Source organism: Burkholderia plantarii (assembly GCF_001411805.1).
In the GTDB taxonomy this organism is placed as follows: Bacteria; Pseudomonadota; Gammaproteobacteria; order Burkholderiales; family Burkholderiaceae; genus Burkholderia; species Burkholderia plantarii.
In genome coordinates this window covers 487,126-505,956 of record NZ_CP007213.1, presented here as the reverse complement: position 1 = coordinate 505,956, position 18,831 = coordinate 487,126, and the positions used below count along the sequence as shown (strand labels likewise).

16 protein-coding genes are annotated in these 18,831 nt (G+C 71.7%); 8 read left to right on the top strand and 8 right to left on the bottom strand.

The window, feature by feature from the left end:
* Nucleotides 1-140: 140 nt before the first annotated feature.
* A complete protein-coding gene (locus bpln_RS19775) occupies nucleotides 141-1,451 on the bottom strand; it encodes an MFS transporter (protein ID WP_244132074.1) in 1,311 nt (436 codons plus the stop codon).
* 101 nt (nucleotides 1,452-1,552) lie between these two features.
* Here bpln_RS19775 and bpln_RS19770 point away from each other — a divergent pair, with 101 nt between their 5' ends.
* Together bpln_RS19770 and bpln_RS19765 are read left to right on the top strand one after the other, a co-directional pair.
* Nucleotides 1,553-2,545 (top strand): LysR family transcriptional regulator, encoded by a 993-nt coding sequence (locus tag bpln_RS19770; protein ID WP_042627092.1) that lies wholly within the window; start codon nucleotides 1,553-1,555, stop codon nucleotides 2,543-2,545.
* Between the two features lie 511 nt (nucleotides 2,546-3,056).
* Nucleotides 3,057-4,727, top strand: a complete 1,671-nt coding sequence (locus tag bpln_RS19765) for a hypothetical protein (RefSeq protein ID WP_055139756.1) — start codon at nucleotides 3,057-3,059, stop codon at nucleotides 4,725-4,727.
* A 153-nt stretch (nucleotides 4,728-4,880) separates the two neighbouring features.
* Here bpln_RS19765 and bpln_RS19760 read toward each other — a convergent pair whose 3' ends face one another.
* Both bpln_RS19760 and bpln_RS19755 read right to left on the bottom strand, forming a co-directional pair.
* A complete protein-coding gene (locus tag bpln_RS19760) occupies nucleotides 4,881-5,642 on the bottom strand; it encodes a 3-oxoacyl-ACP reductase (protein WP_055139755.1) in 762 nt (253 codons plus the stop codon).
* 179 nt (nucleotides 5,643-5,821) lie between these two features.
* On the bottom strand, nucleotides 5,822-6,496 hold the full coding sequence (locus tag bpln_RS19755) for an alpha/beta hydrolase (RefSeq protein WP_055139754.1): 675 nt from the start codon (nucleotides 6,494-6,496) through the stop codon (nucleotides 5,822-5,824).
* Between the two features lie 264 nt (nucleotides 6,497-6,760).
* Between bpln_RS19755 and bpln_RS19750 the strand changes: the two genes are divergently transcribed.
* A complete protein-coding gene (locus tag bpln_RS19750) occupies nucleotides 6,761-7,969 on the top strand; it encodes an AAA family ATPase (RefSeq protein WP_055141141.1) in 1,209 nt (402 codons plus the stop codon).
* Between the two features lie 5 nt (nucleotides 7,970-7,974).
* Entirely contained in the window at nucleotides 7,975-9,807 is a 1,833-nt protein-coding gene (locus tag bpln_RS19745) for a cobaltochelatase CobT-related protein (protein WP_055139753.1), read from the top strand.
* A 212-nt stretch (nucleotides 9,808-10,019) separates the two neighbouring features.
* Here bpln_RS19745 and bpln_RS37070 read toward each other — a convergent pair whose 3' ends face one another.
* Complete coding sequence (locus bpln_RS37070) at nucleotides 10,020-10,253, bottom strand: hypothetical protein (RefSeq protein WP_162492387.1); 234 nt, start codon at nucleotides 10,251-10,253, stop codon at nucleotides 10,020-10,022.
* A gap of 33 nt (nucleotides 10,254-10,286) precedes the next feature.
* Here bpln_RS37070 and bpln_RS19740 point away from each other — a divergent pair, with 33 nt between their 5' ends.
* On the top strand, nucleotides 10,287-10,583 hold the full coding sequence (locus bpln_RS19740) for a hypothetical protein (protein ID WP_042627087.1): 297 nt from the start codon (nucleotides 10,287-10,289) through the stop codon (nucleotides 10,581-10,583).
* A gap of 183 nt (nucleotides 10,584-10,766) precedes the next feature.
* On the opposite strand, the gene bpln_RS19735 is transcribed toward bpln_RS19740, so the two are convergent.
* From bpln_RS19735 to bpln_RS19725, 3 genes are all read right to left on the bottom strand, one after another.
* Nucleotides 10,767-12,047, bottom strand: coding sequence for a Zn-dependent hydrolase (locus tag bpln_RS19735; RefSeq protein ID WP_042627086.1), 1,281 nt, complete (start codon nucleotides 12,045-12,047; stop codon nucleotides 10,767-10,769).
* Nucleotides 12,037-12,579 carry an L-2-amino-thiazoline-4-carboxylic acid hydrolase gene (locus bpln_RS19730; RefSeq protein WP_042627085.1) on the bottom strand — a complete coding sequence of 181 codons (543 nt, stop codon included), beginning with the start codon at nucleotides 12,577-12,579 and terminating at the stop codon, nucleotides 12,037-12,039. The genes bpln_RS19735 and bpln_RS19730 overlap by 11 nt, the downstream gene beginning before the upstream one ends.
* A 113-nt stretch (nucleotides 12,580-12,692) precedes the next feature.
* Nucleotides 12,693-13,859, bottom strand: coding sequence for a branched-chain amino acid ABC transporter substrate-binding protein (locus tag bpln_RS19725; protein ID WP_055139752.1), 1,167 nt, complete (start codon nucleotides 13,857-13,859; stop codon nucleotides 12,693-12,695).
* Nucleotides 13,860-14,039: 180 nt separating this feature from the next.
* On the opposite strand from bpln_RS19725, the gene bpln_RS19720 reads away from it, so the two are divergent.
* On the top strand, nucleotides 14,040-14,972 hold the full coding sequence (locus tag bpln_RS19720; RefSeq protein WP_042627083.1) for a LysR substrate-binding domain-containing protein: 933 nt from the start codon (nucleotides 14,040-14,042) through the stop codon (nucleotides 14,970-14,972).
* 95 nt (nucleotides 14,973-15,067) lie between these two features.
* Here bpln_RS19720 and bpln_RS19715 read toward each other — a convergent pair whose 3' ends face one another.
* A complete protein-coding gene (locus bpln_RS19715; protein ID WP_055139751.1) occupies nucleotides 15,068-15,937 on the bottom strand; it encodes an alpha/beta fold hydrolase in 870 nt (289 codons plus the stop codon).
* A gap of 602 nt (nucleotides 15,938-16,539) precedes the next feature.
* On the opposite strand from bpln_RS19715, the gene bpln_RS19710 reads away from it, so the two are divergent.
* Together bpln_RS19710 and bpln_RS19705 are read left to right on the top strand one after the other, a co-directional pair.
* Complete coding sequence (locus bpln_RS19710; RefSeq protein ID WP_055139750.1) at nucleotides 16,540-18,363, top strand: nitrite/sulfite reductase; 1,824 nt, start codon at nucleotides 16,540-16,542, stop codon at nucleotides 18,361-18,363.
* Complete coding sequence (locus bpln_RS19705) at nucleotides 18,360-18,773, top strand: DUF934 domain-containing protein (protein WP_042627080.1); 414 nt, start codon at nucleotides 18,360-18,362, stop codon at nucleotides 18,771-18,773. Before bpln_RS19710 ends, bpln_RS19705 begins: the two co-directional genes overlap by 4 nt.
* The last annotated feature ends 58 nt before the right edge of the window (nucleotides 18,774-18,831 follow it).

The window sequence follows — 18,831 nt, the reverse complement described above, 5'->3', positions numbered from 1 at the left end:
GCGAGGGCGTCAACGCGTGCGCGACCGCTGCCCCTGCTTTCCGCAAGCGCGGCGTCGAACGCGGCATCCAGCGCAAACGGGCGAGCCCTGCGGCCCGCCCGTCATCATGCCTGTCGTTACGCCCGACGGCGCGCCGGCATTCACGCGCGCCGCCACCACCTCACCGCCAAGGCCACGAGCGAGGTCACCACGGCCATCACGACCACCGCCGTCCAGCCCCACTGCGCGAACAGCAGCGTGCCGAGCGCCGCGCCGCCCGACATGCCGATGAACATGCCGACGAACAGCACCGCGTTGAGCCGGCTGCGCGAGGCCGGGTCGATGCCGTAGACGATCGTCTGGTGCGCGATCAGCGTGGACTGGAAACCGAGATCGAAGCCGACCGTACACAGGGCGATCAGCGCCAGCTGGCCCGACACCGGCATCCGCGGCGCGAGCCCCATCGCCGCGAACGACACGGTGGCCACGCCGATGCCGAGCCGCGTCACGGACTCCGCGCCGCGGCGGTCGGCCAGCCGGCCGGCGAGCGGCGCGGCCAGCGCGCCCGAGGCGCCGGCCAGGCCGAACGCACCGGCGGCCGCGCTGCCGAGATGGAACGGCGCGCCATGCAGCATCACGGCAAGCGTGGTCCAGAACGCGCTGAAGCCGATCGCGAGAATCCCCTGCGCGAACGCGGCGCGGCGCAGCGCCGGATGGCGGCGCCACAGATGGCCGAGCGAGACGATCAGCTCGCGATACGGCAGCTGCGTGGTGGGCCGGAAGCTCGGCAGCCCGCGCGCGGCGGCCACGCCGATCACGGCGACGCTGAGCGCCGCGAACACGAAGGTCGCGCGCCAGCCGAGGCTGCCGGCCAGCACGCCGGCCACCACGCGCGAGAGCAGGATGCCCAGCAGCAGGCCCGTCATCACGGTGCCGACCACCTTGCCGCGATGCGCGTCGGGCGCCAGCGTCGCGCCGGCCGGCACCACGTCCTGGGCAAGCGTCGCCGCGAGCCCGACCGCGAAGCTCGCGGCGAGCAGGAAGCCGATCGACGGCGCGAGCGCGGCGAGCAGCAGCGCACCGACCAGCACGGCGGCCTTGACGAGGATCACGCGGCGCCGGTCGTAGCGATCGCCAAGCGGCGCGAGCAGCAGGATGCCGAGCGCATAGCCGAGTTGCGTGAGCGTCGGCACGAATCCGACCGCGCGCGCGGAGGCGCCGATGTCCGGCCCCAGCACGCCGAGCATCGGCTGGCTGTAATAGAGCGGCGCCACGCCGAGCCCGGCGGCGGCGGCCAGCAGCAGCACGAGACGCGGCGTCAGCACGGACGGCTGGCCGTGCGCGGCATGCGCATGCGCCGAAGCCGGTGCGGCGGGCTCGGCCGCGCGCGGCGCATAGGTCGCGACGGCCGGCGGCAGCACCGCCTCGCAGCTGCTGCCGCCGGAGGAGTCGAGATCACGGGTCGAGGTCATGGGTGCGGTTCCGGGTCGTCTTGAATCTGGAACGCGAGTGTGATTGGGGGCGCCCGATCCCGGTAGTAGCACCGCCCGCACATTTGTTATACGCTCCGCGCATGAGCGCCAAAACCCCCGTCACGCCGGCCCTGAGCGGCCGTTCCCGGGCACCGGACGCGTCGCCCGGTGATGCCGGCTATCGTTTCCAACTGATGGAAACCTTCGTTCGTATAGTGGAATCGGGCAGCCTGTCCGCGGCGGCGACGCTGCTGCGGACCACCCAGCCCACCGTCAGCCGGCGCCTGCAGGCGCTCGAGCGCTCGCTCGGCGTGCGCCTGCTGCATCGCTCGACGCATACGATGCGGCTGACCGTCGACGGCGAGCGCGCCTTCAAGCGCGCGAAGGATCTGCTCGCGAGTTGGGCCTCGTTCGAGGCCGACCTGCGCGGCGCGCAGCAGGAGCCAGAAGGCCCGCTGCGGGTGACGGTGCCGCACGCGTTCGGCCAGGAGATCTTCGTCGAGCCGCTGATGCGCTTCCTGCGCGAGCATCCGCGCGTGACCGTCGAATGGCTGCTGCAGGACGAGGTCCGCGACTTCATCGGCAACGGCATCGACTGCGCGATCCAGATCGGCCGGCCGACCGATCCGTCGGTGGTCACGGTCAAGCTCGCCAACGTGTCGCGGATCGTGGTGGCCGCGCCGTCGATGCTTGCTCGCGGGCGCATCCCCGAGACGCCCGAGGAACTCGCCACGCTGACCTGGCTCTCGCTGCGCACCTATTACCGCAACGAGGTCGCGCTCACGCATCGCGGTACGGGCGAGACGCGGCGCTTCACGATCCAGCCGCGCATGAGCACCGACAACCTGTTCGCGATGCGCAGCGCGATGCTGCACGGGATGGGCATCGGCATCAGCTCCGCGTGGCTGCTCGCCGACGATCTCGCGGCGGGCCGCCTCGTCCATGTCGCGCCCGACTGGCAGGCCGCGCCGCTGCCGGCCTATCTGACCTATCCGCACGCGCGGTTCTATCCGTCGCGGCTGCTGCGCTTCGTGGCGGCGATGCGCGAGGCGGTGCCCGCGCTCGTGGTCGACGGCACGCAGGCGGCGGGCTGAGGCGCGCGCGCCTTTCAGACCCACGCATCGGTATCGCGACGCGCCGCTCTCGGCGGCCTTGCACGAACCTCGGCGCGAGGCACGAAGTGGTTCGAACCGCGCCGCCGTGTCCTTGTCCCGACTGCACCGGCACCGGCACCGGCACCGGCACCGCCATCGCCATCGCACACCGTGTCACCTGATCCAATGCCGCCGCCGGCCTTGCCAGTGCAAGGCACGGAGCAGAGCGAACCCTCCCCGTGCCCGTCCAGACCGGCATCGCCATTGCTCGTCGCGCCATGCGATCCAGCGCGGCCGCCAACCTCGCCCCGCAGCACCCGCCCGCGCCGCTTCGGATTCCCCGTCCGGCATTCGGGTTGCGACGAGCGGCAAACGGCACGCCTCGCGATGATCGCATCGGCACGGCGCCGGCATGCCGCCACGCCGCGCCGCCGGGTGCCGGCCCGCGTCCCGGCCATCGGCCGACGCCGCGCGCCCGGCCTCCAATCACAACATCACGAGGGATTTGGTCATGACGATTTCACGTCGTTCGATTCTGAAAAGCGGCGCGGCGGCACTCGCCGTCGGCGCGCTCGATGCGCGCGGCCTCACGCGCGCGCTGGCCGCGACGCGGCGCACGGCGGTGAGTGGCGCCGGCGACGTCGTCGGCAAGGTGACGGTGGGCTACCAGGGCTGGTTCGCCGCGATCGGCGATGGCGCGCCGATCAACGGCTGGTGGCACTGGGCCGGCAACTGGGCCGCGGCGCCCTCGCCCGCCAACAACGCGATCAAGGCCTGGCCCGACATGCAGGGCTACACGCACACCTATCCGACCGCGTTCAGCCCGCTCAACAGCGGCGCGCCCGCCACGTTGTTCTCGCAATACGACCTCGACACCGTCAACCTGCAATTCAGCTGGATGCAGCGCAACGAGATCGACACGGCCGCGCTGCAGCGCTTCAACCCGTTCTCGGGCGAGGGCGCCACGCGCGACGCCGCCGCCGCCCACGTGCGCCAGGCCGCCGAGACCTACGGCCGCAAGTTCTACATCATGTACGACGTGACGGGCTGGACCAGCATGCAGACGCAGATCAAGCAGGACTGGACCTCGAAGATGTCGGCCTACACGGCCTCGTCCGCCTACGCGCGCCAGAACGGCAAGCCGGTGGTCTGCATCTGGGGCTTCGGCTTCGACGACGCGAACCATCCGTTCGACGCCGCCGCCTGCGCCGACGTGATCCAGTGGTTCAAGAGCCAGGGCTGCTACGTGATCGGCGGCGTGCCCACGCGCTGGCGCACCGGCGAATCGGTGCGGCCGAACTTCCTCGACGTGTTCCATCAGTTCGACATGCTCTCGCCGTGGATGATCGGCGCGATCGGCTCGATCGCCGACGCAAACGCGTTCGCGGTGGAAGTGGCCGCGGCCGACCAGGCCGATTGCGCCGCGCACGGCATCGACTACCAGCCCTGCGTGATGCCGGGCGACCTGTCGGTGCGCCAGCGCGCGCACGGCAACTACATGTGGCGGCAGTTCTACAACCTCGTGAACCTCGGCGTGTCGGGCCTCTACATCTCGATGTTCGACGAGTACAACGAGGGCAACCAGATCGTCAACACGGCCGCGACGCAGCAGGACGTGCCGGCCGGCTCGGGCTTCCTGAGCCTCGACGAGGACGGCACGCCCTGCTCGCCGGACTACTACCTGCGCCTCACGCGCGACGGCGGCCGCATGCTGAAGGGCACGCTGGCGCTCACGCAGGTGCGGCCGACCGCGCCGGTGCTCGACAGCACGACCGGCCTCGCCACCGTCGTCAGCCTCCGCTCGCGCACCAACGGCCTCTACGTGACGGCTGAAAACGCAGGCAGCCAGCCGCTGATCGCGAACCGCACCGCGAGCGGGCCGTGGGAACAGTTCGACCTGATCGACGCGGGAGGCGGCGCGGTGGCGCTGCGCTCGCACGCCAACGGGCTTTACGTGACGGCCGAGAATGCCGGCGCCGCGGCGCTGATCGCGAACCGCACGGCGGTCGGCCCGTGGGAGACCTTCGACCTGATCGTGCAGCCGTTCACGGGCGCCGCGGTGGCGCTGCGCGCGCATGCGAACGGGCTTTACGTGACGGCGGCGAACGCGGGCCAGGGCCAGTTGATCGCCGGCGCCGCGCAGGTGGGCGGGTGGGAGCAGTTCGACCTGCTCGTGTCGTGAGCGCCGATCGAGGGTGCGGCGGCCGGAGGCGGCAAACCCGGCCGGTTCTTCGCGAATGCGGCCGGTCCCGCCGGCCGCCGGGTTCATCGCTCGCGGCAAGCCTCGCCGACCAGCCCGGCGTCCGTTCGCGCGCCGGGCGCCGGCCCGCGGCCGTCAGCCCTTCACGAGCCCGCCGTCGACGATCAGGTTCTGCCCCGTCACCGCGCGCGACCACGGCGACAGGAAGAACAGCACCGCGTCGGCGAATTCCTCGGGCGAGGTCACGCGGCGCAGCGGCGTGAAGCCGGCGATCATCTCGAACACGGCTTCGGGCGTGGCGCGGCTCGCGTCGGTGGCGCGCAGCAGGCCGCCCGACACCATGTTGACGGTGATGCCGTCGGGGCCGAGATCGTTCGCCGCGGTGCGCGTCAGCGACAGCAGCGCGGCCTTCGACGCCGTGTAGTCGTGATAGGGCACCACCGGATTCTGGAACAGGTTGGTGCCCACGTTGACGATCCGGCCGAAGCCGCGCTCGCGCATGCCGGGCAGCGCGGCCTGGATCGTGTTCAGCGCGCCCTTGAGCGCGCCTTCCAGTTGCTGCTGCATGCGCTGCCAGCTGATCTCGCCGAGCGTCGGACGCGCATCGCCATCGAAACGGAAACTCGCGAGCGCATTGTTGACGACCGCGTGTACCGGCTCGCCGGCGCGCTCGCTTGCCTCGGCGAACAGCCGGCCCACCGCCTGCGCGTCGGTCACGTCGGCCTGCAGCGCGACGGCGCGCGGGCCGAGTTCGGCGGCCAGTTCACGCGCCGCCGCCTCGCTGTGCAGATAGTTGATGACGACGCCCGCGCCCTCGCGCGCCAGCGCGCGCGTGATCGAGGCGCCGAGCCCGCGCGCGCCACCGGTGACGAGCACCCATTGTTCGGACAGCTTCATCGGCGAGACCTCCGGATCGGGAAAGCGCGATTATCGCGCGCGACGGGCGATGACGCGCGATCGTGTCGAAGCCAGACGGGCACGCGACGGCCCGCGCCGCGCTTCGCGAATCGGCCGGATGGCAGCCGCCCGCCACCGCCGCCGCGCGCATCGCAAGCCGCGTCGCCGGCCCGCGCGCCTCAATCGAGACCGGCGCGGCGTGCCACCCACGCGGCGAAATCGCCGACGATCGCCTCGCTCAGCTGATGGCCGACCGGATAGCGGCGCGAGTCGTGCGGCACGCCCAGCCCGGTCAGCTTCGCGTCGGCGCGCTCGGCCCACGACACCGGCAGCTTGTCGTCGTAGTCGCCGTGCGCGATGAAGGCGTCGAGCGTCGCGAGCGCCTCGCGCGGCGCGAGATGCACGTCGATCTCGGGCAGGATGCGGCCGCTCAGGATCGCGAAGCCGCGCACGTCGGCGGGCGAACTGAGGCCCACGCTCGCGCTCATGATGCCGCCCTGGCTGAAGCCGCCGATCAGCGTCGGCAGCGGCGCGGCACCGTCGGCGGCATGCAGCGCGCGAATCAGCGCGATCAGCGCGAGCCGGCTCGCATCGGCGCGCGCGGCGTCGATCGACGGACCGTTCGGCCCGAACTGCACCGGGAACCACGCGTATTGCCCGGGGCCGAGCGTGAGCGGGCCGCGCACGAAGCCCAGCTCGAGGCGCGGGTCGAGCGCCTCGGCCAGCGATAGCAGATTGGTTTCGTTGCCGCCGACGCCGTGCAGCAGCAGCAGGCGCGCCCGTGGCGTGCCGTGCGCCGGGCGCGGTCGGTAGGCGAGCGTCGAGCTCGGGTCCTGAATCAGGTCGGGGGTCATCGCGTATCGCTCCGCACGGAAAATGGGGACAGCCGACACGGCATGGCCGCCCGGCGCAGGATCGCCAGTCTGAAACAATCTCGTCAAGCAATAAATCAATACAAAGAAATGCATTAAATCCCATTCGGAAGGAATGGCGGGGCACGACCGCACTCCCGCCGGGCGACCGGCGCCGCGGCCGCGGTTTTTGCAGCGCCCGCCGGCCGCGTAGCACAATGACGGCTTCCCTTGCCGAGCGGCGCCGCGCCGCCGTCCGAATCGCCGATGACCACCGAGCCCGCCCCGATCCCCTCCGACGCGTCGCCCGTCGGCGTCTATGCGCGCGACGACGGCGCCTGGCTCGTCAGCCACTCGGATCGCCCGCACCTGTTCCGCATCCAGCATCGCCGCGCGGACGGCGCGACCGACATCGACACCGTGATCGATCCCGACAACCTCGACGCGAAGCTGCGCAAGTGGCAGCGCGAAGGCTACGTACGCGGCGACGCGGACGCCGCGGGCGCACCGCCGCCGCATCGGGCCGGCTTCCTGCGCGAACTGCGCGCGGCGGCCCGCGCGACCGCGCGAGCGGCCAAGGCGCCCGACGACGACGCGCCGCCGGGCGCGACGCTCGCCGGCGTCGCGCTGCCGACCGGTGCCGGCGGCCCGCTGGTGCCCGCGCGCAACCCCGCCTACCTGTTCGGCGCGCGCGCCGCGAACGTGCTGCGCGACATCGTCGAGAACCGCCGGCTGCTGCTGATCGGCCACACGGGCAGCGGCAAGACCAGCCTGATCGAGCAGACGGCCGCGCACACCGGCCACGGCGTGCTGCGCGCGAACATGAACGGCCAGACCACGGTGGGCGATTTCGTCGGCTTCTGGACCGTCAAGGGCGGCGCGACGATCTGGGTGGACGGCGTGCTGCCGAACGCGATGCGCCAGGGGCTCTGGCTGATCGTCGACGAGGTCGATTTCGCCGAGCCGGCGATCCTCGCCGTGCTGACCGCCGTGCTCGAACCAGGCGGCCGGCTGCTGCTGAAGGAAAAAGGCGGCGAGATCGTCGTGCCGCACCCGTCGTTCCGCTTGTTCGCGACCGCCAACGCGGCCGGCGCGATGAGCCGCTTCCGCCATCTCTACCAGGGCGCGAACGTGATGAACGACGCGTTCCTGGACCGCTGGCGCGTCTACGAGATCGACTATCTGACGCCGGCCGACGAGGCCGCCGTGCTGCGCCGGACCTTCGGCGCGCGCGTCAGCCCGGCGATGGCCGACACGCTCGCCTCGATCGCGGCCGCCTGCCGGCGCGCGTTCGAGCGCGACGACCTGGCGAGCGCGTTCTCGACGCGGCGCCTGATCGACTGGACCGACCTGATGCTGCGCACCGGCGACCCGGAAGAGGCGGCCGGCCCGACGATCTACGCGAAGGTGAGCCTCGACGACGCCGCGCTGATCCGCGACATCATCCGCCACCACATCGATCTCGACGCGGCGTGACGGCCATGCGCGATCCCGCCGGCACGAACGCGAGCGCACCGGCCGGCACCGGCGACGACCCGGGCGAGCGGCTCGGCAAGCTCGCCCGCGTGCTGACCGGCGACGCCGCCGTGCAGGTGCGGATCTCGCACGACGGCCCGGCGCTGGTGCCGGGCGGCGAACCGTCGGCATCCACGCTGCTCGTGGTACCCGCCAGCGCCGGCGGCGCGCCGTGGTCCGCCGACGAACTGGCGGGCTGGGTCGACCTGCTCGCCGCGCGGCTGCGCTTCGGTGAGCCGGCACGGCGCGCGCGCGTCGCCTCGCACGTCACGCGCGCGCTCGCGGAGGCGATCGACGACCATCGCGCCAGCCTCGCGCTGCTGGCCCGCTTCCCCGGCGCCGCGCCGCTGCTGGCGCGACAGCGCGAGGCCGCCGCTCGCGAGACGGCCCTGCGCTGGCCGACGCTCGGCTGGCGCGAGCGTTTCGTCTGGCGCGTCTCGCGCGTGCTTCGCGGCGAGGCGCCGCCGCCGGCCGAACGCGGCGCCTCGCTCGACGCCTCGCTCGGCGCCGCCTCGGCGCTGATCGAGGCGGCGCGCGCCTCGCGCTCCGCGGCCGCCAGCATCGAGGCGGCAGAGGCGATCGTCGAGCGGGTCCGGGCGCTCGCGCGCGGCGACGCGAACAACATGATGCTCGGCGTCGATCGCGAGACGACGCTCGATTCCCCGGCGAGCATGGCCGACGTGGCGGCCGAGGTGGCGGACGCCTTCGCCGCCGAAGACGAACCGGGCGCGGCCGATCCATTCGATGCGCGCGCAACCAATCCGGCACGGCCCGGCGCGACCACGCTTTCCGATACCGCCCCGGCCGACCCGGACGCGAACGCCGACGCCGCCGCCGGCGACAGCGCGCCCGTGCCGCGCCCGGCCCGCGCCGACTCCGCGCCGGCGCTGTCGATCCCGATCACCACCGCGTTCGACACCGTCACCGACCTGACCGGCAGCGGCGACGCCACCGCGTGGCGCAAGCTGCGCGCCGCGGCCCGCGCGCAGACCGCGCGCCTGAAAGCCCAACTCGAGCGCGCGCTCGAAGCCGACGAACAGCAGCACTGGCGCGGCGAACAGGAACGCGGCGAACTCGATCGCCGCGCGCTCGCGCGCCTCGCCACCTCGCCCGGCTACCGCACGCCGTTCCGCGTGCGGCGCGCGCGGGCCGGGCGCGACACGGCAGTCACGCTGCTGATCGACCGCAGCGGCTCGATGGCGGGCCGCAAGATCGAACTCGCGCGCCTGTGCGCCGCCGCGCTCTGCGATGCGCTCGCCCGGCTCGGTTTCGCCTGCGAGGCGCTCGGCTACAGTTCGATCGAGGCGCCGGCGATGCGCGCCTGGCATCAGGCCTGGCTCGCCGCCGGCCACTCGCCGCGCGGCTACAACCGCTTCGTGGAGCGGCTCGATCTGGAAATCTACAAGCGCTTCGATTCGGACGATCCGAGCGGACTCGCGCGCCTCGAATGCGGCCACGAGAACCCCGACGGCGAGGCGCTCGCCTGGGCCGCCGGGCGGCTGCTCGCGCGGCGCGCGCGGCGGCGCATCCTGATGGTGCTGTCGGACGGCTATCCCGCAACCGGCGACGGTGACCCGGCCCGGCTGCGCGCGGACCTGCGCGCGCGCATCGCCGAAATCGGCGCGCGCGGCGTCGAGCTGATCGGCGTGGGCATCCTCGACGACGCGGTGGAGGCGTTCTATCCGACCAGCACCGTGGTCGAACGGCTGGCCGACCTGCCGGCCGTCGCGTTCGAGGCGCTGGGGCGCGCGCTGCTCGGCGAGCACGGCCGCGCGGGCTGGATGCCCGGCGCGCGATGAGGGAAAGGACGGCGCACGCGTATCCGGCGGCGGCCCCGCGGCGAAGCGCCGGCCGCCGGCGCCCGGCCGCGCGCCTGTTTCAGGAACGTAAGCGAGGCGAGGCTGCACGCCGGCGCCGATTCGGACCCTCATGATCGCCCCCCGTGGCGGGGCGGCGGCGGGGCCGGCTCATGATCGAAAATTGAATCGAGAATCGCCGGAACCCGAGCGGATCAGCGCAGTCGCACTGCTTGCCGTCGGCTGTATGGCAAAACACGGAAATGGTGTCCGACGCGATATTCGCAGCGATCGTCGACACCATGCCAGGGCGGCGCGGGATATGCCGCGTCGGCCGTCGCGCCATCCGGCCATTGTTCACACGGCGGAAACGTACTGTTCAATCCCGCGACGATGATCGGCGCGCGGAAATCGCCGATACTTCCGCCTGCTCCAGTGCGACGTTTCATGTCGCCTTGATTTCATTGCAGAAAAAATTTCCCATGTCCTTCAGAACACCGCTCATCGGCTTGATCGCGGCGGCCCTGACACTCTGGCTCGGCGCCTGTTCGAGCGCATCCGACGTCAGCGCGACCGACAAGCCGCACGTCTATACCGTCAACACCACGGCCCACGGCGCCGTGCTCTCGTGGGCCGCGGCCCACCGCAAGGCGATCGGCACCGCCGATGCCTATTGCGCGCAGCAGGGCATGCATGCGAGCCCGGGCGCCGAGCACGTCTCCGACAACGAGGCGAAGCTCACGTTCGAATGCCATCCGACGCTGGTGATGGACCACTGAGCGTCGCGCGGCGAGCGCTCGCCGCGCCGCGCGACGGGTGCATGATCACCTGAGGTATTGCCGCGAGTTCACGGCTTGCCCCCGATGCGCTGCCCGTGCCGGCCGACGCGGCCGGCGCGCGCGAGTTCGCGCGGGCACGCATCGGCCGCCGCCGAACCGGGCCGCAGGCCGGCCCCGCCCGCTTCAGGCGTCCACGGCGTCCTGCGCGCTCGCCAGCACCGCGTGCAGCAGGACGTTCGCGCCTGCTTCGGCCCATTCCTGCGTGATCGCCTCGGCCTCGTTGTGGCTGAGCCCGTCGACACAAGGCACGAAGATCATGCCGGTGGGGGCGACGCGCGCCAGGTAACAGGCGTCGTGCCCGGCGCCGGAAACGATGTCCTGATGCGAGAGGCCAAGCGCGAGCGCCGCGTCGCGCACGGTCTCGATGCAGCGCGGCGCGAACGGCACCGGCGCATAGTCGAAGATCTGCTCGATGCGCGCGCCGAGCCCGGTCTCGCTCGCGATCCGCGCCACCTCGGCACGCAGTTCGGCGTCCATCTGCGCGAGCACGGCCGCGTCGGGATGGCGGAACTCCACCGTGAAAAAGCATTCGCCCGGCACCGTGTTGCGCGAATTCGGCCGCGCCTCGATCAGCCCGACCGTGGCGCGCGCGTCGGGCGCCCGGCCGCGGCCCATCGCGTCGACGAAACCGATCACGCGCGCGGCACCCACCAGCGCGTCGCGGCGCGCGTCCATCGGCGTGGTGCCGGCGTGCGAGTCGACGCCGGTGAACGTCAGTTCGTACCAGCGCTGGCCCTGCCCGGCCGTCACCACGCCGATGGTGTTGCCGGCGCGTTCGAGGATCGGCCCCTGCTCGATATGCAGCTCGTAGGCCGCATGCACCGGGAAGCCGCCCACCGGCGCGTCGCCCGCGTAGCCGATCGCGGCGAGCGCCGCGCCGAGCGTGGTGCCCTGGCGGTCGGTGCGCGACAGGCCGTAGTCGAGCGTGAACGCGCCCGCGAACACGCCCGATGACACCATCGCCGGCGCGAAGCGCGAGCCTTCCTCGTTGGTCCAGAGCACGACCTCGATCGGCCGCTCGGTCTGCACGTCCGCATCGTTGAGCGCGCGGACCACCTCGAGCCCGCCGAGCACGCCGTAGATGCCGTCGTAGCGGCCGCCGGTGGGCTGCGTGTCGGCATGCGAGCCGGTCAGCACGGGGGCCGCGCCGGCATGGCGGCCTTCGCGACGCGCGAACACGTTGCCCATCGCGTCGACGCGGATCGTGCAGCCGGCCTCGCGCGCCCAGGCCACGAAGAGGTCGCGCGACTCGCGGTCGAGTTCGGTCAGCGCGAGCCGGCAGACGCCGCCCTTCGGCGTCGCGCCGATCCGCGCCATCCGGTCGAGCGACTCCCACAGGCGCGCGCTGTCCACGCGCACGGCGCGATGCGTGCCGGCCGGCAGCGGTTTCGATTCATTCGTCATCGTGATTCTCCCCGGTGGCGTGTGCCGCGTCGCGCATCCGGTAGCGGAAGTCGCAGCGCGGCGCGCCCTGCATGATGGTGGTGGTGCGCGTGAGCGCGACACGCGGATCGTAACCGCGAATAAAATACTCGTCGCGCGCGCAGCTCAGCAGGTGGCCGATCTCGCCGAGCCCCATCGCGTGATACATCTCCGCGTAGGCGCAGCGATGCACGTCGTAGTCGTAGTGCGCGCCATCCTCGCGACGCACCTCCACGTCGAGCGCGTCGTCCTTCTCCCACAGCACCTGCAGCGCGACGAACGACGCGATGCTGGTGCCGTCCGGCTCCTGCGCCGCGAACGACCGGCCGGCATCCACGGCCGCGCCGCGCACCGCCTCGGCGATCACGGCCTGCGCCCGCTCGGTGCCGAACTCGCGCTTCATGATTTCGTAGATCGGCTTGATGATCTCCGCCTCGATCCTGCGGCGCGCGAGGATGCCCAGGCGATGGTCGGCCGCGTCGCTCGACGCGGCGGACTGGGTCGGCTCGGTCATGGTGACTCCTGACTTGGGGGTTCGTCGTTATCGTGGGTGATCGGTGCTGCCCGGGTGCTGCCTGGATGCCGCTGCGGCGCTGCCGGGCGGCGCGTGCCGCCCGGCGTGCCGCCTTACGGCTTCGCGCCGCCGCCGAGCACGTCGACGACGTCCCACTTGCCGTCCTGCACGCGATAGATCGTGTAGGCCGGATCCTTCAGGTTGCCCTGCGCGTCGAACGCGATGCGCCCGGTCACGCCCTGCCGGTCGACGCGATGCAGCGCGGCCACCAGCGTGGCCGGGTCGGTCGAGCCGGTCTGCTGCGCGACGGCGATCAGCGTGGCGGCCGCGTCGTAGGCGAACGGGGCGTGCAGCTCGATCGGCGCGTGGTAGCGCGCGCGGTATTGCGCGTCGAACGCGGCGCCGCCCGGCATCTTCGCGAGCGGCCGGCCCGGTTCGAGCGCGGTCACGCCGTCGCCGTCGGCGCCAGCCAGCGAGAGGAAGGTCTGGCTCACGAAGCCGCCCGCGCCGAGCAGCGTGGCGTGGATCCCGAGCTGCCGCATGCGGCGCGCGATCGGCGCGGCCTGCGCGTCGATCCCGCCGAAGAACACCACGTCGGGCTGCCTGGCCTTGATGGCGGTCAGCACGCCGCTGAAATCGACGGTCTTGTCGTTCACGTATTCGCGGTCGACGATCGTGCCGCCGTCGGCCTTCACACCCTTCACGAACTGGTCGGCGAGACCCGAGCCGAACGAGGTGCGATCGTCGAGCACGGCGATGCGGCGCGCGTGCAGCGTCTTCACCGCATAGGCGCCGGTGTAGGCGCCGCCGTCGTCGTCGTGACCCATGATGCGGAACGCGGTGGCGTAGCCCTGCTCCGTGTATTGATGGCCGGTGGAGGCCGGCGCGATCTCGGGGATGCCCGCGTCGCGATAGACGCGCGAGGCCGGCACGCTGCAGCCGGTGTTCCAGTGGCCGACCACGCCGATCACGTGCTGCTCGACCAGCGACTGCGCGACCGTCACGGCGGTGCGCGGGTCGGACTGGTCGTCCACGGCCACCAGCTTGTAGACGACGGACTTGCCGTCGAGCGTCGGATGGCGGCGGTTCGCATCGTCGAGCGCGAGCTGCGCGCCGTTCTGCAGATCCTTGCCGATCCGCGCGGACGGGCCGGTCAGCGGCGCCGCGAGGCCGATCAGCACGGTTCGCGGCGCGTCGGCGGCGCCGGCGGGCAGCGCGAACGTGGCGCCGGCGGCGACGGCGAGCGCGGCGGCGGCGGTGAGGGAGACGGATTTTTTCATGAGTGGCAGGCGTGTGGGCGATCGATTAAAACATGAAAAATATTAAACAGTCATGCGATCGCAGCCAAATACGCTTTGATTGAATGCTTATACCCGACCGGCAATATCGGGCAAAACCTTTAACCATAAAGACATCTGGCGATTTTGCCGTCTCCCGAATTATTCGATAGAATTCAAAACATGAAAAATATCGAACAATTGTCGAACGATCCTCCGTTGCGCGCGGTGCGCGCCTTCGAGGCGTTCGCGCGGCTGGGCTCGGTCACGGCCGCGGCGGCCGAACTCGACATCACGCCGTCGGCGGTCAGCCATCAGCTGCAGCTGCTCGACGCGTTCATCCTGACGCCGCTGACGGTGCGCGAGGGCCGCGCGCTGGTACTGACCGACGAAGGCCGCGACTACTACCGCTCGATCAGCGCGGCGTTCTCGGTGCTGCGCAGCGCGACCGGCTTCGTGCGCGATCGCTCGTCGCTGCGCCAGATCACGATCAGCCTGATTCCGCTGTTCGGCATCGGCTGGTTCGTGCCGCGGCTGCACCGCTTCCTGGAGGCGAACACCGACGTCGACGTGACCGTGCTCTACGCCAACCACCGCAACTATCGCAGCGACGCGTCGGATCTCTCGATCCGCTTCGGCGCCGGCGACTGGGCCGGCTATCGCTGCGAGAAGCTGCTGCCGGGCGCGATGGTGCCGGTCTGCAGCGCGGGATTCCGGCGCCGCTTCGGGCCGTTCCGCAAGCCGGCCGACCTCGCCGCGGTGCCGCTCGTGCATGACGAGGACCGCAGCACCTGGGTGAACTGGCTGCGCGGCGCGGGCGTGCGCAACGTGCCGCCGGTGGTCGGGCCGATGTTCGAGGACGGGCAGCTGACCCTGAGCGCGATCCGCGCGGGGCTCGGCGCGGGGCTGATGCGCGCGCCGCTGATCGAGGCGGAGCTGGCGAGCGGCGAAGTCGTGCAGCTGTTCGACAGCGCGCTCGACGACGGCCGCGACTACTACCTGTGCAGCCGCGTGGACGCGGACCTGCCGGACGGCGCGCGGCGCCTCGCCGAATGGCTGCGGGAGACGGCGGCCGCATCGATGCGGCGCCTCGCGGCGGCGGGGGAAAGGCGTTGAGTGGACACGGCCGCGCCATCCAGGGCGCAGCCGCGCCAAGTGCGCACCCGGCCGGCCCCGAGCCCTCGCCCGCCCGTCACTCGCCCACCACCCGCCTATCGATCCCCAAGAAAATGCTCGACCGCGAAGTTGAACGCCTCGGGATCCTGCAGCATCGCGAAATGGCTGGTCCCGGGCAGGATCTGCAGGCCCGCGCCCGGGATCGTCGCGGCGATGTATTCGGTGTGCTCGCGCCGGATCGCCTCGTCGTGATCGCCGTCCATCACGAGCACGGGCGCGGTGATCGCCTTCAGCTGCGCGTCGCTCCAGTTCGGCTGCGACGCCCACATGTGGCCGATCTGCTCGACGAACGCGTCGTACTCCTTCGGCGTCGGCGACAGGCGCCGGTACTCGTCGCCGCCGCGCTTGATGAAGGCCGCGAACGTCGGGTTCTTCTCGACGTCGGGCATCACGCCGTCGGTCTTCGTGTTCGCGGCGAACGCCACCACCTTGCCGACGCGGTCCGGATGGCGGATCGCCATGTCGATGCCGATGATCGCGCCGTCGCTCCAGCCGACGATGTCGGCCCGGCGCAGCTTGAGCGTGTCCATCAGCGCGACCACGTCGTCCGTCATCAGGTCATAGCCGAACGGCTGCGCGTCGCGCGAGCTTCGGCCGTGCCCGCGGCTGTCCACCACGATCACCTGGTGGTGCTTCATCAGCGCCCTGACCTGATGGCCGAAGTAGTCGGAATTCGAAAGGCCGCCGTGCAGCAGGATCACCGGCGTGCCATGGCCGATCGTGGCGTAGTAGAGATGAATGCCGTGTACGTCGGCGAAGCCGTGCCGCTCGCCCGCCACCGGCGCCGGCGTGGGCGGCAGCGTCTGCCAGCGGGGTTCGGCCTGCGCGTGCAGCGTGAAGGCGGCGCAGGCGCAGAGGAACAGGCGCTGCAGCCGCAGCCGGTTTCGGTTCGGAATGGTGGACATGGGAAGGACCGTGGGCGTTCGAATCGGGAGCGGCCATTATAGGAGCGCGGCACGCGCGATTGCCCGGCTGCTTCGGAAGGCCGGCCACCGGTTCGGCGCCGCTCACGGGCGCCGTCGAGCCTTGCTTGAGGAACGAAGGAACGGCATGCCGCCATTGTCAGGAATCCGATGCGAATCGCGATACCTGGACGGCATGCGACGCGGCCCGTGGCCGGGCCGCGTCGTCCGCTCGAATGGGGGCTCCGGCACGCAAGTGTCGGAGCGGTTGCCTGCCGCGCCACAGGCATGCGGCCGCAAGCTCTGCGGGTTTAGGAGTGATGATCCGGGCACTCGCGCAGTAATCCCGGCTCGACACCGGACGAAGGGGCGCCACGGTGTCTCGCTCTGGCACCCATCATCGCGTGTTCCGGCGCATCGGTACAGCAGCAGCCGCAAGGAAAACGTGCATAGCAGATGGCGCCGCGCAAACTCCCGGCGCCCGGGCGGCAACGCCTGCCCGCCTGCTGCGCCGTTTTCGGCGCCATCTGCTGCTTGCCGGTGCGGCACCCGCATCGTAACGTCGGCGCTTTCGGCACGTCTCGCCGCGCCTTTTCCCCACCATCATGTATCGATATACCGATTTCGACCGCGCGTTCGTGCGCAGTCGCGCCGCGCAATTCCGCGATCAGCTCGAACGCTGGCAGGACGGCCGGCTCGGCGAGGACGCATTCCGCCCGCTGCGGCTGCAGAACGGCTGGTACGTGCAGCGCCATGCGCCGATGCTGCGCGTGGCGGTGCCCTACGGCGAGCTGTCGAGCGCCCAGCTGCGCGTGCTGGCCCGCGTGGCGCGCGACTACGACGTGCCCGAGCCCGAGGTCTACCGCCGGGCGCTCGACGCGCAGCGCGCGCTCGGCACCGTGCGGCTGCCCACGCGTCACGCGCACTTCACGACGCGCACCAACGTGCAGTTCAACTGGATCCCGCTCGACCGCGCGGCCGACGTGATGGACCTGCTCGCCAGCGTCGACATGCACGGCATCCAGACCAGCGGCAACTGCATCCGCAACATCTCGTGCGACGAGCGCGCCGGCGTGGCGCCCGACGAGATCGCCGACCCGCGCCCGTTCGCCGAAATCATGCGGCAGTGGACGACGCTGCACCCCGAGTTCGCGTTCCTGCCGCGCAAGTTCAAGATCGCGATCACGGGCGCGGACGAGGACCGCGCGGCCACCGCCTGGCACGACGTCGGGCTGCGGCTCGTGCATGACGCCGCCGGCGAACTCGGCTTTCGCGTCACCGCGGGCGGCGGGATGGGCCGCACGCCGGTGATCGGCACGCCGATGCGCGAGTTCGTGCCGTGGCGGCACATCATGAACTACCTCGAGGCGATCGTGCGCGTGTACAACCAGTACGGCCGCCGCGACAACAAATACAAGGCTCGCATCAAGATCCTCGTGAAGGCCGAGGGGCAGCGCTTCATCGACGACGTCGAGGCCGAGTTCCGCCAGATCGTCGAGCACGACGGCGGCCCGCACACGATTCCCGACGCGGAACTCGCGCGCGTGCGAGCCTGCTTCGTGGTGCCCGACGCCGTCGCGGCACGCCTCGCCGGCGCGACCGATGCAGGCGCCGCGGCGCGTCTCGCCGAGGCCGCCGCGCGCACGCCGGCGCTGGCCGGCTGGCTCGCGCGCAACGTCGCGCCGCATCGTGATCCGGCGCTGCGGATCGTCACGTTGTCGTTCAAGCGGACCCTGCAGGCACCCGGCGACGCATCGGCCGACCAGCTCGAACGCGTGGCCACGCTGGTCGATCGCTTCTCGGCCGGCGAGGCGCGCGTCACGCATGCGCAGAACGTGGTGCTGCCGTGGGTCCACGCCGACGACCTGCTGGCGCTCTGGGAAGCGGCGCGCGCCGAAGGGCTCGCGAGCGCGAACGTCCACCTGCTGACCGACATGATCGCGTGCCCGGGCGGCGATTTCTGCGCGCTCGCCAACGCACGCTCGCTGCCGATCGCCGACGCGATCGCCGAGCGCTACCAGGACCTCGACGAACTCGAGGACCTCGGCGAAATCGATCTGCACGTCAGCGGCTGCATCAACTCGTGCGGCCATCACCACAGCGGCCACATCGGCATCCTCGGCGTCGACAAGGACGGCCGCGAGTGGTATCAGATCACGCTTGGCGGCGCCGACGGCTCCGCGCGCGGCGGCGAGGCGCGCGCGGGCAAGGTGATCGGCCCGTCGTTCTCGGCGCGCGAGGTGCCCGACGTGATCGACGCCGTGCTGTCCACCTACGTCGCGCTGCGCGCAACGCCTGCCGCACCGGACGCGCCAAACGCGCGCCGCGAGACCTTCATCGAGACCGTGGGCCGGGTCGGCATCGAGCCGTTCAAGGCCGCCGCGCAGGCCGCGCGCCGCGCCACACCCGCCGAGGAGCAGCCCGCATGAACGCGCCCGACCGACTTCGCCTGTTGACGGCCGACACGCACGCGGCCGATTCGCCGCGCGCGCCCGGCGCCGTGGTCGCGCTCGGCAACGACGCCGACGTGATCGAGCATGCCGACGCGATCGCGCGGGCCGCGCGCGTCGAACTGCATTTCCCTTCGTTCACCGACGGCCGCGCCTACAGCCAGGCCTACCTGGTGCGGCGCCGGCTCGGCTTTCGCGGCGACCTGCGCGCGACCGGCGAGGTGCTCGCCGATCAGCTGATGCTGATGGAGCGCACCGGCTTTTCGAGCGCGGTGCTGGCCGACGGCGTCGCGTTCGACGACGCGCTGCGGCAGCTCGAACGGTTTCCGGCGTTCTATCAGGCCGACGCGCGGCAGGCCGCGCCGTTCCGGCGCGACGGGGACGGCTGAACGGCGGGCAGCGCAAGCGGTCGGTCGGGCCGAGGGAAGACGCGCGGCCGGGCGGCTA